This window comes from Halobacteriovorax sp. HFRX-2_2 (assembly GCF_043196705.1).
In the GTDB taxonomy this organism is placed as follows: domain Bacteria; phylum Bdellovibrionota; class Bacteriovoracia; order Bacteriovoracales; family Bacteriovoracaceae; genus Halobacteriovorax_A.
The window spans coordinates 99604-114869 of sequence record NZ_JBEBMT010000005.1 but is presented as its reverse complement, the minus strand read 5'-3'; the positions used below and the strand labels follow the sequence as shown (position 1 = coordinate 114869).

At 35.9% G+C, this 15266-nt stretch carries 17 protein-coding genes and 1 tRNA gene; 10 read left to right on the top strand and 8 right to left on the bottom strand.

The window, feature by feature from the left end; genetic code table 11:
• The 3 genes from ABMA79_RS15175 to ABMA79_RS15165 form a co-directional block, all read right to left on the bottom strand.
• Positions 1-186: hypothetical protein (locus ABMA79_RS15175; protein ID WP_393093690.1), on the bottom strand; the 186-nt coding region annotated here is incomplete at its 3' end.
• Positions 176-745, bottom strand: a complete 570-nt coding sequence (locus tag ABMA79_RS15170; RefSeq protein WP_393093687.1) for a polysaccharide deacetylase family protein — start codon at positions 743-745, stop codon at positions 176-178. The genes ABMA79_RS15175 and ABMA79_RS15170, both read right to left, overlap by 11 nt.
• The gene (locus tag ABMA79_RS15165) at positions 738-1694 is read right to left on the bottom strand and encodes an NAD-dependent epimerase/dehydratase family protein (RefSeq protein WP_393093685.1); all 957 of its coding nucleotides are present in this window, start codon (positions 1692-1694) and stop codon (positions 738-740) included. Before ABMA79_RS15165 ends, ABMA79_RS15170 begins: the two co-directional genes overlap by 8 nt.
• A gap of 117 nt (positions 1695-1811) precedes the next feature.
• On the opposite strand from ABMA79_RS15165, the gene ABMA79_RS15160 reads away from it, so the two are divergent.
• A complete protein-coding gene (locus ABMA79_RS15160; RefSeq protein ID WP_393093682.1) occupies positions 1812-3533 on the top strand; it encodes a tail fiber domain-containing protein in 1722 nt (573 codons plus the stop codon).
• Between the two features lie 4 nt (positions 3534-3537).
• On the top strand, positions 3538-4734 hold the full coding sequence (locus tag ABMA79_RS15155; RefSeq protein ID WP_393093679.1) for a nucleotide sugar dehydrogenase: 1197 nt from the start codon (positions 3538-3540) through the stop codon (positions 4732-4734).
• Here ABMA79_RS15155 and ABMA79_RS15150 read toward each other — a convergent pair.
• Positions 4731-5333: a radical SAM protein gene (locus ABMA79_RS15150; protein ID WP_392857783.1), complete on the bottom strand. Its 603-nt coding sequence runs from the start codon at positions 5331-5333 to the stop codon at positions 4731-4733. The genes ABMA79_RS15155 and ABMA79_RS15150 overlap by 4 nt on opposite strands.
• A 124-nt stretch (positions 5334-5457) precedes the next feature.
• Here ABMA79_RS15150 and ABMA79_RS15145 point away from each other — a divergent pair, with 124 nt between their 5' ends.
• Entirely contained in the window at positions 5458-7002 is a 1545-nt protein-coding gene (locus ABMA79_RS15145; RefSeq protein ID WP_392857782.1) for a GNAT family N-acetyltransferase, read from the top strand.
• Between the two features lie 25 nt (positions 7003-7027).
• Here ABMA79_RS15145 and ABMA79_RS15140 read toward each other — a convergent pair whose 3' ends face one another.
• Positions 7028-8620, bottom strand: coding sequence for a GMC oxidoreductase (locus ABMA79_RS15140; protein WP_393093677.1), 1593 nt, complete (start codon positions 8618-8620; stop codon positions 7028-7030).
• Between the two features lie 175 nt (positions 8621-8795).
• On the opposite strand from ABMA79_RS15140, the gene ABMA79_RS15135 reads away from it, so the two are divergent.
• Complete coding sequence (locus ABMA79_RS15135) at positions 8796-9080, top strand: hypothetical protein (RefSeq protein ID WP_392857778.1); 285 nt, start codon at positions 8796-8798, stop codon at positions 9078-9080.
• Here ABMA79_RS15135 and ABMA79_RS15130 read toward each other — a convergent pair.
• Positions 9077-9934, bottom strand: a complete 858-nt coding sequence (locus ABMA79_RS15130; RefSeq protein WP_393093674.1) for a trypsin-like serine peptidase — start codon at positions 9932-9934, stop codon at positions 9077-9079. The genes ABMA79_RS15135 and ABMA79_RS15130 overlap by 4 nt on opposite strands.
• A gap of 342 nt (positions 9935-10276) precedes the next feature.
• Here ABMA79_RS15130 and ABMA79_RS15125 point away from each other — a divergent pair, with 342 nt between their 5' ends.
• The 5 genes from ABMA79_RS15125 (at position 10277) to ABMA79_RS15105 (ending at position 13089) form a co-directional block, all read left to right on the top strand.
• Positions 10277-10975, top strand: a complete 699-nt coding sequence (locus tag ABMA79_RS15125; protein WP_393093671.1) for a type II CAAX prenyl endopeptidase Rce1 family protein — start codon at positions 10277-10279, stop codon at positions 10973-10975.
• A 40-nt stretch (positions 10976-11015) separates the two neighbouring features.
• On the top strand, positions 11016-11381 hold the full coding sequence (locus ABMA79_RS15120; RefSeq protein WP_393093669.1) for a cupin domain-containing protein: 366 nt from the start codon (positions 11016-11018) through the stop codon (positions 11379-11381).
• A gap of 48 nt (positions 11382-11429) precedes the next feature.
• Entirely contained in the window at positions 11430-12227 is a 798-nt protein-coding gene (locus tag ABMA79_RS15115; protein WP_393093666.1) for a hypothetical protein, read from the top strand.
• Between the two features lie 34 nt (positions 12228-12261).
• Positions 12262-12690 carry a hypothetical protein gene (locus tag ABMA79_RS15110; RefSeq protein ID WP_393093663.1) on the top strand — a complete coding sequence of 143 codons (429 nt, stop codon included), beginning with the start codon at positions 12262-12264 and terminating at the stop codon, positions 12688-12690.
• A 123-nt stretch (positions 12691-12813) separates the two neighbouring features.
• Positions 12814-13089, top strand: coding sequence for a DUF4242 domain-containing protein (locus ABMA79_RS15105; protein ID WP_393056750.1), 276 nt, complete (start codon positions 12814-12816; stop codon positions 13087-13089).
• Between the two features lie 62 nt (positions 13090-13151).
• On the opposite strand, the gene ABMA79_RS15100 is transcribed toward ABMA79_RS15105, so the two are convergent.
• On the bottom strand, positions 13152-13619 hold the full coding sequence (locus ABMA79_RS15100) for a GNAT family N-acetyltransferase (protein ID WP_393056747.1): 468 nt from the start codon (positions 13617-13619) through the stop codon (positions 13152-13154).
• 424 nt (positions 13620-14043) lie between these two features.
• On the opposite strand from ABMA79_RS15100, the gene ABMA79_RS15095 reads away from it, so the two are divergent.
• The gene (locus ABMA79_RS15095) at positions 14044-14637 is read left to right on the top strand and encodes a GNAT family N-acetyltransferase (RefSeq protein WP_393093660.1); all 594 of its coding nucleotides are present in this window, start codon (positions 14044-14046) and stop codon (positions 14635-14637) included.
• Between the two features lie 384 nt (positions 14638-15021).
• Here ABMA79_RS15095 and ABMA79_RS15090 read toward each other — a convergent pair.
• A tRNA-Ile gene (locus ABMA79_RS15090) sits at positions 15022-15098 on the bottom strand.
• Between the last annotated feature and the right edge of the window lie 168 nt (positions 15099-15266).

Below are 15266 nucleotides of genomic sequence, written 5' to 3'. Positions count from 1 at the left end.
ATCTTCTTCAATGGCCTTAAGTTTCTTAATTATAATCTTACTTAGAGTTGTGTATTCGGTATTACTATTAAATGGCCTATAGTAACAATAGCTACAATCAAATTGACAATGAGAAACCATCTCCCAATTTATATTAAGTGGGGAGCCTTCACCGATAGCAATAATATTTTCGTTTTCATATTGCATTTCTAAGGTCCTCTATTGCAACTCGTTCCTGACCAAATATATTTTCAATTCCACGCTGTTTTAAAATTTCTTTATACAAAGGCGCTTCGTAATTATATGGAAAGCAAAAGTCTTTAATGTTTAGTCCTTGCTTTGCAAACTCATTTAACATCTTATCAGTATCATCTTTAAGGTGATCATGTAGCTCTTTTAGATTTAGGCCACTCCTTAAGTCTCTATGTTGATGTGAATGACCGCCAATATAGCAATCCTTAGTGGAAGCTATTTCTTTGATTTGGCTCCATTTCATATAATTAGATGTATTACCTGTTTTAAAATAAGATTCATGGGCCTTAGCACACGGAATTGTTATCTCATTTTGTTTTTCTGCTTCTGGTGAAATTATATTCGTCGAAACAAAGAATATTTTTGGTGTATCAAATTTTAAAAAATGATTTAGGTGTTTATATTGTGAGTATAGGCCATCGTCAAAGGTGATAGTATAATCTGATAGATCAAGCTCTAGCATCCATTCGTATACTTCATGAATCATCAATATAGGCTTATTAAAATCATTCATATTTCTTTGCGATATCCTCAATAATTGTTCTTAGCGCTATTTTTGGGCGATAAAATTGTTTCAGCTTTTCGATATTTGGTGATCTTTTTAAAATATCTTTTGAGTGACTACTATATTCATCATTGAAAGCGATTTTTTCAATTTTAATATTAAGGGCCAATGTGTCTTTGATTAGATGTGCAAGCTCTTCTATCGTGACTCGGTTCTTGTCATTTCCTATGTTGATAGTTTGATTGAGAAAGCTATCTCTTTCTATCAAATACCTCAACGAATTGATTAAATCACTAATATGGCAAAATGACCTTGTTTGAGAACCATCTCCATAGATTGTTATCTTACCTGTTTTCTTTGCATCACGAATCATCTTCGGCATAACCATACCGTATTTAGGGGATTGCTCTGGGCCAGTTACATTAAATAGCCTAAGAATGATATGTGGTATTTGATAACTCTTGAGGAGAAATTCAGTCATCAGTTTATTACAGGCATAACCCCATCTTAAAATATCTGGAGAACCAATTTGTAGGCCCTGATCTTCTCGACAATTTTCTTGATTACCATAAACCTCAGAGCTCGAAGCAAATATTGTTTTTGTTTTATATTTCGCAAGAAGAGGGAGTAGATCATGATTGATCCTATTCTCATTAATAATGGCCTCTCTTGGTGATTGATCAATTTTTTTTACGCCAACAGCTGCGGCAAAGTGACAGAAAATTGTGGTGTCTTTTAGTTCAGTATTAAGCCAGTCGATATCTTCGTTGCTCATCTTGCCCAAGTCCATATTTCTGTATGATATTTCACCACAAATAGCTTGCAAATCGTCTACTGAGACGACGTTTGTTGATAAATTATCGATTATAGTGATATCGAATTCCTGAAAGAAATTCTTGGCGATTTCACTTCCTAGGAAGCCAAGTCCACCACTCACTAACATTTTTTGTCTGGTCATAAATTCAGCCACTTGCAGTAATTTTATCTATTGGTAAAATTATTTAGTTAATAATAATGCATCAAATTTTAATTACACTTATAATTATAACATATTGCATGTTTATGAGGTGTCTCAATGAAGAAGAAAAATAATTCAAATCAATTTGGTTTCACACTTGTGGAGATTATGGTTGCAGCGGGCCTTCTTGGTGTTCTGTCTGTTGCCGTCGTTAATATTATAGATAATATTAATAAGACTTCAAAAAGAGCAACTCAGATTTTTAATATTCAACAAGAAAGACAAAGGTTAGCAAGGCTTCTATCTGACCCTGTATCATGTATGAATACTCTAGGGAACTTAGACCTTGGTTCTAACTCAAGTGCACCAAAGCAGTTTTGGGCGGTTGTTCCAGTTAACGACATTAAAAACTCTGATGATAATATCGTTTATTCCATTGGAGATGAAATTGGTGAAGGTGCGGATGTTATTACTGTTGATAATATAAGAATTAGAAGACCACGTGATGGTAGTGATAATCCAACAGGTACTTTAGATGAGTACGAAGTAGGTACCGATGAATATACAAAAATATCAGTGACACTAGAGGCATTCTTTAAAAAGGGTAGAGCTGCTACTTCTGCTGCCGCTGTCAAGCAGAATACTATCGGACAGGCCATCAGTCGTGCGAAAATACCTATGCAGATTGTTGTCCATCGAAGTGGCCCAAATGAAGGTCAAATCTATTCTTGTTTTGGAGATGCTGATCAATTCCTAAATAACGCTTGTGAGAATTTAGGTGGGGTTATTGATGTTGATGGGGATTGTAAAGACTTAAAAATTAGAACAATTCAAACAACACCAACAACAAATTCGACAAATGCAGCCACTATTGGTGACTCGTTTTCTGCATCAATCGTTAATGAAGACGGAAATAACTCGCCAATAAAAGTAACATTAGGTGGCAGTGACTACATGTCTATCGATGACGATGCGATTCAAACGAAGGGAAAACCTCTAAATCTTAACCCTTGGGGACGAGTCGAAATCGGTCAAGATGACCCTACTGCTCCTGAAAACTCAAATGCAGGTTGGACATCAAGTGCTAACCCAGGAAGTCCACTTTTAAAGCTAATGGATTATACTTCGGCTTATGGAAGGAGCTCAATATCTTTTGATACAAGATCGATACAGGGGACGAGAAATGGTGCTGCTAACCTTATTATGCTAAATCCTTATGGGGGGACTATAACGGTTGGATCGTCTGCAGTTCTTTCATCAGGGTTAGCGTCTTTAGATGTTTATGGAGATGGTGTATTTAGAAGAAATGTCGCTTTTAATAATGGTACAATGTATGATGTGAATTTTAATAGTAATAGAACGTACTTCAGACAAGGGGCAACTCTGAGTGCTAATAAAACACTTACTGTTGAAACAGGTGCAAATATTAGAATGAATGGTACTTCTTATATTAACTTCCAAGGAACTTCATATATGAACTTTGCTTCAGATAGAAGATATAAGCACGATATCGTGGAGCTTGAAAGTGTATTAGAAAAGTTCGATGAAATTAGAGGTGTCGAATTTGTTTGGAATGCTAATAATAGACGAGATATTGGTTATATCGCTCAAGAGATTGAAAAGGTTTTCCCAGAGGTTGTCTCAACAGATGAGAAGGGAATGAAGAGCGTACAATATACAAAGATGCCAGCTGTAAACACTGCTGCAATTAAGGAACTTAAGCGTGAGAATGATGAGCTTAAGTTTAGAGTAAATCTACTTATGAATGCTCTTTGCAACGGTGAAGATGCACATAAGTATGAAGAGGTTTGCTCAATTCCGGTAGCGCCTTTAGAATAATGAAATGAAAAATACAACACTCGCGATCATTGGCGTCGGATATGTGGGAATCAACTTGGCCGTTAGGTTCCCACAATTCTTTAAAACTTTTGCCTTTGACATTGATAACGAAAAGATTGATTCCTTGAAGAAGGGAATCGACTTATCTGAACAATTCTCAACTGAAGAGATCTCTAACAGCGGGTGTATATTCACCTCGAATATCGAGATTTTAGCGGATGCAAATTACTATCTTATAACCGTCCCTACGCCGTTAGACAGTTATCATAAGCCAGATCAAAGTCGTGTTCTTGAAGCCGTTGAAGGCCTTAGAGACTACCTGTCTCCAGGGGACACTATTGTTGTTGAATCTACTGTCATGCCTGGAACAACAAAATCTATTAGAGAACTTATTGGTAGAGATGACATATATTTCGCCTTTTCGCCTGAGCGTGTAAGCCCTAATGACAATTTTATTAAATTTGAAGATATTGTGAAGGTTGTTTCTTGTGACTCAAAAGATAAACTAAGAGATTTAGAATTTATTTATAATAAAATATTTAGAAGAGTTGAATTGAGTCAAGACATTGAGGCAAGTGAGTTTTCTAAACTTCTAGAAAACACATCTCGAGATATCAGTATTGCTATGATGAATGAGTTTTATCAGGGCGCATTGAAGAAGGGGATTGATTTTAAAGAAGCCCTTAGGCTCGCTAGGAGTAAGTGGAATTTTCCTAATGTTGATAAAGGTCTAGTCGGTGGACATTGTATTAGTATCGATCCACATTACTTGTCGGCCTTCTTAGAATCTAAGGAAGATTCAATAATTCTGAAAGCTCGTCGAGTGAATGATTTGATGGTTAGTTCTTTGAAGGAGAGAATTTTAGAGATCAGTAAAAGTGGTGATAAGATTTTACTTCTTGGAAAAATTTACAAAAGAAATTGTAATGACACTCGAAATTCTAGAGCACTTCTTTTGTACGAAGAGCTAAAGAATCATACTGATCGAATTGTTGAATCATTTGATCCATACACAGATAAGGCCAAGAAGTTAACAGACTACAGAGAATACGACCTGATTGTTAGTTTAGTTGCACATGATGAGTTTGCGCAGCTACGAAAAGAAGAGTGGACTGAAATTCTTAAACCAAAGGCCGTGATTTTAGACTTTGCTCAAGTCACTCCCAAGGGTCTCGAAAATCAATTTAAGGTTTATTATTAGATCAAGTTACAATCACAGTGGTAGCGGAAGAGCGTTTCAAAGCTATCTTCACTGATTCTGTGCTTATTTCTCATAAAGAGCTTAAAGGCGTCACCACGGTTTAGAGTTTGACCGTGTTTCGAGTTACAAGCTAATTTGAATGAGATATGCGGGTAGCGATCAAGGAAGTCGTCTACCTGATGGTGATTATCATTTGTTACGATAATGACGTAAGTGACTTGCTCTTCATCTAAGTCTGGAAATTCAATATCGTGATCTAAGTATTCCACACAGTGATAGAGAACTTCATCGATATGCTTAAGGTATTTTTCACCATACCTTTTGATAAAGAGTCCATTGGTGAAAACATCAATTGTACAATTTAATTTTACGAGATGATCAAAGACTTTTTCCATTGTCTTAGGATCAATTAGGCCAGGCTCACCACCACTTAAGCTTACTTGTGCCCCTTCTGTCACAGAATAGACTTTATCAAGAAGCATTTCTTTGCTGATAGGATTCTTCTTATTGCGCTCATGCGTATCGATGATGCAGTAAGTGCAGTCCCAGTTGCAGTTGAATGTAGTAATGATTGTGAATTCATCACGTTTTGCCGTCATTTGTTAATTGTAACATGGTCCAAAATTGTAAAAAAGCTTTATTTTTCCCAACGATTTTAGACACTTAAGTGAGTCTTGTAAGGGACAATTTTACTGCTAAAATAGTTATATCAAGGATGATCAAATGACGAATAAAACAAAAGATGTGAAGCTTGAAGTAAGGCTTTCAAACTTAAAAGATATTGATGGTATTCATGAGTTAGTTGCTCGCTCCTATACTGGTTTTCCCGATGATTACACAAAGGGAATGATTCGTGGGCAGATTACAAATTATCCTGAAGGTAATTTTGTCGCTACATTAAACGGAGAAATTGTCGGCTACTCTGCAAGTATTCTTCTGTCTGAAAAGAAAGTTTTTAAAAAACATACATGGGCCAGTATCACTGGACGAGGTTATGGTTCCACTCATGATGAAGATGGTGACTACCTCTATGGATATGAAACTTGTGTTGACCCATCTATTCGTGGTCATCGTATTGGCCAGCGCTTATATAATGCTAGGAAAAGGCTTGTTAAATACGAGCGCTTAAAAGGTATTGTCTTTGTTGGGCGTATTCCGAGTTTACGTCGTCGAATCAAGCAAGTTGAAAGTGTTGAAGACTATATTGAAAAAGTAAAAGAAAAGAAAATTAGAGATACCACTCTTGGCTTTCAGCTGCGTAATGGATTTGAAGTCTTAGGTGTACTTGAAAAATACTTACCTGGTGATAAAGAGTCTATGGGTTATGGAGTCCATTTAATTTGGAATAACCCTGAATACCAAGCACAAGAGAGCAAGAAGGATCGCCCTGTTCAACAGAACTCTGTCCGTGTTGTTAGTGTCCAATATCAACAACGAGGTATCTCTAGCTTCAAAGAGTTTGAAGATCTCGTGGAGTACTATGTTGATGTAACAGCAGACTATCGTGCTGATTTCGTCCTCTTTCCTGAATTATTTACGATGCAGCTATTATCAATTAAAAACGAAGAAGTTGAGGCCAATGTTGCAATTGAACATATGACCGCTTACACCGAAGATGTAAAAGCACTCTTTCAGCGTCTGGCGGTAAAGTATAACGTCAATATTATTGCTGGCTCACATCCAACGAAAGTAGGGGATCGCGTCCACAATATTAGCTATATTTGTCTACGTGATGGACAAATTCACGAACAAGCAAAAATTCACCCAACTCCAGACGAACAGTATTGGTGGAATATTGAAGGCGGAGATGAGGTTAAAGTTATCGATACTGACTGTGGCCCGATTGGTGTTTTAATCTGTTACGATAGTGAGTTTCCAGAGCTCACAAGACACCTTGCTAATCAAGGGATCAACATTCTCTTTGTTCCATTCTTAACTGATAATCGACAAGCTTATTGTCGAGTGAAGTTTTGTTGCCAGGCCCGTGCCATTGAAAATCAAATCTATGTCGCCATGGCCGGAAATGTTGGAAACCTACCACGTGTCAATAATGTCGATATTCAATATGCCCAAAGTTGTATCCTAACTCCTTGTGACTTTCCTTTTGCAAAAGATGGAATAGCGGCGGACACAACACCAAATGTTGAAATGGTTGCAATTGCCGATTTAAGAATTGATACGCTTTTAGAAGCAAGACAAAATGGGGCCGTGAAAAATTTAAAAGATCGCAGACATGACCTTTACTCAGTTGTATGGCATGGGAAGTAGGTGGCCTTAAGTGGCCACCAATATCTTAATTACTCTTAGCTGGGATTTTACTCATTCCATATTCAGTAATTGCAGTAATTGATAATGAAGGATTTACTCCCGGATTTGCTGAGATCATTGAACCATCAAAGACATACATATTTTCGTAATTAAAAACTTTATTGTCTTTGTTGATGACACCCTCTTTCTCACTTTCTCCCATACAGGCACCACCTAGAATATGTGCAGTGGAAGGAATTCCTGTTAGGGTTTCTGTAAACATAACCATTGGCTTACCATCAATGATTTTACAATATTCTTTTGCCATTTGATGGGCCGTCTTAATAAAGGCCGTCGGTGCAGCACCTTTTGAAAGAACTGACCTCATGCCAAAGATGCCCTTCTTAAACTTTAGAGTGCTATCAAGATGTTGCATAAAGAGATGAATATTTGTCTGCTTTGCAAAGTCTTTTACCGTTAAAACTTTAAACCACTTAATTGGATCTCTTAATGGCTCTATCGCCAGTTTAATCATTCTTAAAAAGAAATTAGGTTCTGAGATCATTGGAACCATAAGTACACGCCAGAAACCCGATCCCTTACCGTAACGAGTTGGCTCAAGATGTGAGTGCTCATCAATATCAATAATCGAACCGATGGCAACTCCCTTAGTCATATCAATATCTTTCTTATAAGTTGTATTTAAAATAAGCGCTTCATTATTCGTTCTGATGGTATCACCAAGAGCTGGTGATAAATTAGGAAGCGTTGTCTTCTTAAGATCAAGAAGTAAGTTAATCGTGCCCAAAACTCCGGCACTAAAAATAATACCATTGGCCTTTAATGTTCTTGTTTTTCCAAAGTACCTTGTCGATTCTTTTAAAGTGACTTCGTAACCAGTTTTTCCGTTAGTACCATCTAATGGAGAAACATTTATTACTTTATTTTCGGCCAGGATATCAACACCAAGTTGTCGTGCAAGATAGAGGTAATTCTTATCGAGAGTATTCTTTGCATTGTAGCGGCAACCTGTCATACACGCTCCACATGAAATGCAACCAGATCGAGTCGGTCCCTTTCCATTAAAATACGGATCAGCTACCTCTACACCTTCTTTACCTTCCTCTCCAAAGTAGACAGAGACTTTTGTTGAATCAAAGTAATCTTCTCGTCCAATATTTTTAGCAAGTTCAAGCATTGTGTGATCTGCATCGCCGTGATGTCTTGTCTTTTGCGCTCCAAGCATTTTCCAGGCAAGATCGTAATAAGGAGATAATTCTTCTTCCCAATTATTTAAGTTTTTCCATGGGCCATGATTAAAAAATTGTGACTTAGGTTTTGGAAGCGTATTTGCGTAGACAAGTGACCCTCCGCCGACACCAACGCCACTTAAAACAGAGATATGCTTAAAGAAAGTCAGCTGTTGGATTCCAAAAAACTTCAATTGAGGTAACCACATCCACCTTGGAAGATTCCAATTAGTTTTTGGAAACTTCGTAGTATCAGAGAAGTCTTTCCCTTTTTCAACGACTAAAACGCTGTAGCCTTTTTCTGCAAGTCTTAGTGCTGAAACCGAACCGCCGAAACCTGATCCAATAATAATATAATCGTAACTTTCCTTGATTTTTGTATTTGGCATATATCCCTCAAATCTTTTGAATACTCACAATTATACATAAGGATTTCAATATGTTGAGTTATTGAATATTAATTATTGATTAGAGTTATCTTGAAAATTCTTGTTTTATTAATAGCTTAGTAAATGTCGTGTGGGCCTAGTAAGGTGGTATAATAGAGAAGATTTTGGAGGAATTATGAAAGCAACAATCACATTCTTAGTACTGGCCATGACGACGTCTTCTGTCTTTGCCAAGGGAAGACCACTTCTTAGATGCCCTAAGCAAGGTAATAAAGTTATTATCTGTCACGTGCCTCCAGGAAATCCAGATAAGGCCAAGGAAATTACAATCAATAAGAATTCTGTCCAAGATCACTTAGATCACGGAGACTACGCTGGCTACTGTGAAAACACACAGTATGCTGATAAGAAAGAGATGTGTGGAATTTGTGATGTGGATATTGATCCTACATGTAGCTAGTCATCGTAGGTATTAAACTCATCGACTGCATCATATAATTCATTTAAAAAGTTATCTTCAGAATAATAGGTGTCATAATAACCATATGCTACGGCGACACCTTTCTTTGTACTCTCGTCAATATGTCCGATAAGATAAGGAACTTTCTCTCCTTCTTCATCAACCTCTAAAACAACGGCTCCTCCTGAGGCTCCGCCGTAAGCAGAACAATCATCGAAGTAGATGTGATTTTCTGTTTTATCTGATCCCTTTCCTCCAAATACACAATCTGCATCATAAGTAAGCTTTTTACCTTTCGTACCAAGTCCTGTGTCTGCACTGTAGCCAGCAATTGTTAACTTAGTATCATCTTCGTTTATCATGCTACCGTCACCAATTACCAACGGAGGGATATCTTTGTAAGAAATAAGCTCATCTAGAATAAGGATTGCTCTATCTTCGTAGAGATCGCCCTTCTTATGAATCTCTGCTTCTCTTTTGATTTTTCTGCCATCATTGGTTGTGAAGGTAATATAAATCGGTTTTCCACTTTCAATATATTCATCAATACAGTGAAAGGCCGTCGAGACTACTCTTGAATTTTCGTCGAGATCATTTCCAATGAGATTTGCCGAGCAGTGATTATTTAGTTTTCCAACGGCCGCTAGCCATTTAGGTGAGCTTGCTGTTCTTTCCTTGCGGTCATCTCCTTCATGAGGAGTATCGTGGATATATCTGACAATATCTTCAACTTGGCCTGCTAGCTTAAGGACCTTTTCTAAGTCTGGTGAGATACTATTATTGTAGTCACATTCTTCAGCGTAAGTCATAAATGTTAAGGAAAGGATTACTAGAATCCTTAGTAAGCTTTTCATATTTTCCCAAATATCCTCAAAGACAACAAAGCCTTAACTTCTTAAGCACTTATCGTAATTTGTTAAAAAGAATTTAGTTATGGGGTACACGCCACCTTTTCGTGAATTAAATGAGTTACAGAACTAATTCTTTCCTGGTTTGAAAATAATAGACTTCGTATTAGTTATTCCTAATTAAGTATGTGTTAACTTATTAGCTTTATTTATATTGAGTTTGAATTTCAATTCTTTTTCATATGTATAAGTATCTTAGGGCTTTTAAATACCCAAAATCTCGAAAAGGTGGCGCGTACCGTATAGATATTATAGAGAAAACGATTTATGCACCAATGATGAGAATAAATGATAGTAGAGGTTATGAATTCTAATTTAAATGAAAAATTATATTATGAAGATTGCGAACTTTTAAAAAGAGTGGCTGTGTTTATCATGGCCATAACTATTTATTATGTAAGTTGGTACTATGGGAAAGATATTTTAATGAATCTTTTCTATGGTTATATTAAAAATGGAGTTTTAAAACCAAAGCTTTTTTTTAGTCACTTACTTATTTATGGATCAATATTTAGCGCGATTTGCTCATATATTATGATTTTTATTGCTTACAAATTAGGCGTAATAAGACTCCCAAAGTATTTAGTTAATATAAAGGCGGCTCTCTTATATGGTATCGTAAGTGCTCTTGCTTTATCTGTGCTTTTTATTATTTATTGGTTAATTCGCGGATATGATTTTCAATTTCTAATTAACTCTCAAAGTATTCTAGGGAATGTTTTCTCTAATTATTATGAAGAGGTAAGTTATAGGGCCCTACTTGTTGGTGTTACTCTAGCACTATTTCGCAATAAGTGGATTGCGATAGTTATTCCATCATTGATTATGGTTAGTACACATACTCAATATCCATTTGAGTTTAAATGTCTTGTGTTCTTAGGGTCTTGTTTTTTTAGCTATGTTTATATCAGAACATCTAATTTAGTTTCATCTTGGTCATCACATCAAGTATCAGATATGGTCTTAGATACGATTCTAAAAGTTTAAGAAAAAGGTACGCGCCACCTTATAAATTATTGGAGATTTGATGAAAATAATCGACTCAGTAAAAGATGTTAATTTTAGAACTTTTCCAGGTGGAGATATGTTCAGCGTACTTGTTGGAAGGCATGACTCAACAGGTGCAAGTGAGCACCATACTGTTGCAATTGTAAAACTTCCTGCAGGTACAAAATCAGACGAGCATTATCATAAAGAAAGAGAAGAGTCATACTTTGTAATTAGCGGTACAGGAAGGGCAATTATTAATGGAGTCGAGAATCATATTAAGGCCGGAAGTTTGGTCTATACGAAACCGAATGAAAAGCATGCCTTTATAAATGATGGTAATGACGAATTTATTTATTTGATTATTACAGCACCCTATTGGGTACCTGAAGATTCACACCGTTAACTAAAGACAGATTAATTAGTGGAGAGAGTTATAAAATTATTCAAAAAATTGATAAAGGTTTTTATTATCGCAATCATAGCTATTGTCATCGTAAGCTATATGATTTTCTTAGGAACGACAGTCTATGTTGTTAAGGGCATTAAAGTCGCAGACCCCCAAGTAATTAAAGTTAATAATAAAAAATCTAATAAGCATGATAATAAAGAAGTACATAATTCTGATGAAGAGAATGTGATCCCTAATGCTGCTATTGAAGAATCAAACGATAAAAATAATGAGAAGGATAATAAAGAGGTCTCGCGAGTAGAGAAAATGCGAGAGATGACAAATGCCGCTACTAGCGCACGAATTATTGTCGATGATCTTTTAAAAGCTAACTCGATAAAGTCTTTCTGTTCTAATATTTGCTCTCAAAGTAATTATAAGAAAATTTCACCAACATTATTTGCACAATATCTTAATACAAATCCAAGCAGTGTCTTAAATGATTCCATTGGAATTGAGAAGGCCCTAGGATTAGCTCTCTTTTCAAATATGTTGCCTCCTAGGCTTATGGATATTGTAATCGAAGTTGCTCATGACCATGAAAGAGGCATACTCGATAATATTTCTGCTTCACTTAAGATTCAAAAAGAGATGCTCTCTCTAAAGCCTTTCTTTGAGAGAACGACAAGTGATGAATTTAAAGAACTACGACGATCTGCTGCTCGAAGTTTAGACTCTTATAATGTTGTTCGAAAAGAGTGTTCAGAGACAACTATTTCTGAAAATGACGCTATTGATAGATGCGAGGAGTTATTTTCTTCTTTTGAGACCTCTTATAAGAAAATATCTGAAATCAAGTAAGGAAATATCGTTTAAAATAAGAGATGATAAATATATGAAGAATTTAATAATAACTTTAATAAGCTTGAGTGCTTTTGCAAATGATCCAATTTTGACTCCAGCTACAAAAGAAAGTTCTGGTTGTAATGTTAAGCATTCTCTTGGACTTGAAGATAAAAAGGAATTTTTGAAATTTCACAGCAAGTTAGTTGGCCATATCAAAGAAGATAAAAAAACAGAACTCGCCAGTATGATTAACTATCCTCTGAGGCTTTCTGAGAAAAAAGTTGTGAAAAGCAAAAGTGAATTTATACAAAATTACGATTCTATTATTAATAAAAAAATTAAAAGAATAATTCTAAAACAAGATCAAGATTCCTTTTTCTGTAAGTCAACGGGGCTTATGTATGGAAGAGGGGAAATTTGGGTGAATAATTTCAATAAAAAATCAGAATTGAGAATAATTAGTATTTTTTCAAAATAACTTTTCCCAGTGTTGTTGATCTAAATGGTTTAAACACTATTATACTTTCTACTATTAATTTTGATAGTTGGTTAACACTTTAGGTGTATTGTCATCGTACATAATCTAAACTAAGGAGTTATCATGCCAAAATACATCATTGAAAGGGAGCTTGCTGGTGCTGGTAAATTATCGCAACAGGATCTACAAGGTCTCTCTCAGAAATCTTGTGATGTTTTAGAGGAAATGGGACCAAGTATTCAGTGGGTACAAAGCTATGTAACTAATGATAAGATCTATTGTGAGTACATTGCTCCTAATGAAGATCTTATTAGGGAACACGCACATAAGGGTGATTTTCCTATTACTAGTATTGCTAAGGTTGGAACTATTATTGATCCCACCACAGCTGAGTCTTAAATTTATTTTAAAAATTAAAGGCCTTCTCTATAGAAGGCTTTTTTGCGTACCTCCACTCGATTCTAAAAATATTTTGGAACTTTAAATTTATCAGATGAAATAGAGCTACGGATCATACAAGTAGATGAGCTATAAAGTTGTAATTTTTTTTTCACTTTGACAAAGCCTAGATTTTCGTAAAACTCAGGTTTTATGTCTGAATATAAATATATCGCCTTTGCCTTATTTATTTGTTCTAGGTGAGTACAAATTTTACTAACTAAGTCAGAGGCATATCCATTACCTCGTAAACTCACTGGAGTTGCTATAGAGCCGATTCCAAAATTGAAACTTTCAAATTGGTATACAATAAGTGAGCAAAGTAGTTCGGATTGATTGTTTTCTAGTATCCACCAAGTCCCTTTTTTATATTTAGGTGAATTAGCACAAGATTCAAGATAGGACTCTTTATTCATATTATCTGACCATGCATCAAATCCCATCATATAAACTTCATTCATTTCAGATATAGTAGCTTCTCTTAATTTCATACAGGAAGATTATCAGAGTTTTTCATAACTTAGTGGGAAATGTTCGTCCAAAAAATCTGTGGTGGGACATTGATGTCACTTTATGAACTATGTGTCCATAATCCCTTAGTTATTAAATAAATTCAAATTTCAAATAAGTTGGAATATAGATTTATAGCGTCCATAAAAAAGAAGGGCGATTCCTCTCCCTTCCCGAGTTAGAACTTGCTCAGTATAATCAATAGATTAAGTAAGCAGATTACTAACTCTATTAGCAATAAAAAATCCTCCATGATTTCTCCCTATGGATGCTCGTCATTGAGCAGGAGAAAGGACTTTTTATTGAAACTTTATTCATGTTATAATTCTTCTACCCCTTCCCGAGTAAGGGCTCTATTAGCAGTAGAAATCAGCCTCTGTTAAACAGGGGCTTTTTTGTATGCAAATGGAAGATATTCTTAGTCGTATCTATGTGCCTGAATTGATTAGTCTAAATAGAGTAGAGAAAGAAATTATGAATATTACGATTGAAAAAATTGATCCAAATAATGAACTACAGGCAGAAGCTTATTGCTCATGGCTTGCAGATGAATTAGTCGTAAATAATTGGTTCCTTCAAAATGATGATGAAGACTTCACCGTTTCCTTTTCTGTAGATGACTTTAAGAAAGCATTTTCTAAAGAGGATAAAATCGCTTTTATAATTAAAGATGATTATGACTATTTTGGATACGGATCATTTTTCATAAATCATCCTGTTGGAATGCATAAAGAGGGACGTGTTTGTTGGCCAAGTTTAGCCATTGGGAAATCATCTCATCGTGGAAAGGGGTTATCGAAGCATATATTTTCTGAAATCAGAAAACTAGCAATTCGTGAAGGGTGCACTCATGTTGAGGCTGGTATCTTTGATTTCAACGAGGCCATAAGAGCAAACCTTATAAAAATGGGGTTTAAACTTATTGGAAGAAGAGAGAATCTTACTTTTGTCGATGGAAAGTGGTGGGGATCTGAGCATTATTTAATAGAGTTGAAATAGCTTTAGATTCACTTTTTTGATGCATAGATGGATGTGATTGAAGAAGAGCTAGCGAAGTGCGGCTTTCCGGCATACAAGACTTGCTGTCGCGAACTCACTTAGACCAAAATCTTTTTTTACTTAGTATATACGATATAAAAATATGCCTTTGGGCATATTTTTTCGCTCCAGTGTAACAACCCTTCGGGGGGTCCCTGTGTTCAAGAATATATCATGCTATGCGAGGGGCACTCTCTCGCTCACTTCGTGTTCGCTCGTCAGCGATGCTCGGCTTCAAATGCCATCGTGGCATTTGCCGCCTCAACAATTTGTTCCATGATCAAAACTTGAAAATCTTGAATATCGCACAAATAAAAAAACCACCGCAAGGGTGGTTTTTATATTTGGTGGGACATACAAGACTTGAACTTGTGACCACCCGGTTATGAGCCGGGGGCTCTAACCAACTGAGCTAATGTCCCATAAGTTGGTAATTTGAAATATAAATTTAGCTAAGATTTGGTAATCTGGCTACAAAATTTTGCTATGTGGCAGTGGTGCGATGTGTAATTGGCGGAAGTAGTCAAATACGCAAAATAATGAAATGATTAATCCATGACAAAGTTTAGTAAGTATAGCTCTAATGGAAA

Bases quoted from the DNA above. Each gene is read 5' to 3' on its own strand.
- ABMA79_RS15120 (WP_393093669.1), top strand. From the start codon at position 11,016: ATGAAAATAATCGACTCAGTAAAAGATGTTAATTTTAGAACTTTTCCA.
- ABMA79_RS15125 (WP_393093671.1), top strand. From the start codon at position 10,277: ATGATAGTAGAGGTTATGAATTCTAATTTAAATGAAAAATTATATTAT.
- ABMA79_RS15150 (WP_392857783.1), bottom strand. From the start codon at position 5,333: ATGACGGCAAAACGTGATGAATTCACAATCATTACTACATTCAACTGC.
- ABMA79_RS15145 (WP_392857782.1), top strand. From the start codon at position 5,458: ATGACGAATAAAACAAAAGATGTGAAGCTTGAAGTAAGGCTTTCAAAC.
- ABMA79_RS15130 (WP_393093674.1), bottom strand. From the start codon at position 9,934: ATGAAAAGCTTACTAAGGATTCTAGTAATCCTTTCCTTAACATTTATG.
- ABMA79_RS15155 (WP_393093679.1), top strand. From the start codon at position 3,538: ATGAAAAATACAACACTCGCGATCATTGGCGTCGGATATGTGGGAATC.
- ABMA79_RS15110 (WP_393093663.1), top strand. From the start codon at position 12,262: ATGAAGAATTTAATAATAACTTTAATAAGCTTGAGTGCTTTTGCAAAT.
- ABMA79_RS15095 (WP_393093660.1), top strand. From the start codon at position 14,044: ATGGAAGATATTCTTAGTCGTATCTATGTGCCTGAATTGATTAGTCTA.
- ABMA79_RS15165 (WP_393093685.1), bottom strand. From the start codon at position 1,694: ATGACCAGACAAAAAATGTTAGTGAGTGGTGGACTTGGCTTCCTAGGA.
- ABMA79_RS15140 (WP_393093677.1), bottom strand. From the start codon at position 8,620: ATGCCAAATACAAAAATCAAGGAAAGTTACGATTATATTATTATTGGA.
- ABMA79_RS15135 (WP_392857778.1), top strand. From the start codon at position 8,796: ATGAAAGCAACAATCACATTCTTAGTACTGGCCATGACGACGTCTTCT.
- ABMA79_RS15170 (WP_393093687.1), bottom strand. From the start codon at position 745: ATGAATGATTTTAATAAGCCTATATTGATGATTCATGAAGTATACGAA.
- ABMA79_RS15105 (WP_393056750.1), top strand. From the start codon at position 12,814: ATGCCAAAATACATCATTGAAAGGGAGCTTGCTGGTGCTGGTAAATTA.
- ABMA79_RS15160 (WP_393093682.1), top strand. From the start codon at position 1,812: ATGAAGAAGAAAAATAATTCAAATCAATTTGGTTTCACACTTGTGGAG.
- ABMA79_RS15100 (WP_393056747.1), bottom strand. From the start codon at position 13,619: ATGAAATTAAGAGAAGCTACTATATCTGAAATGAATGAAGTTTATATG.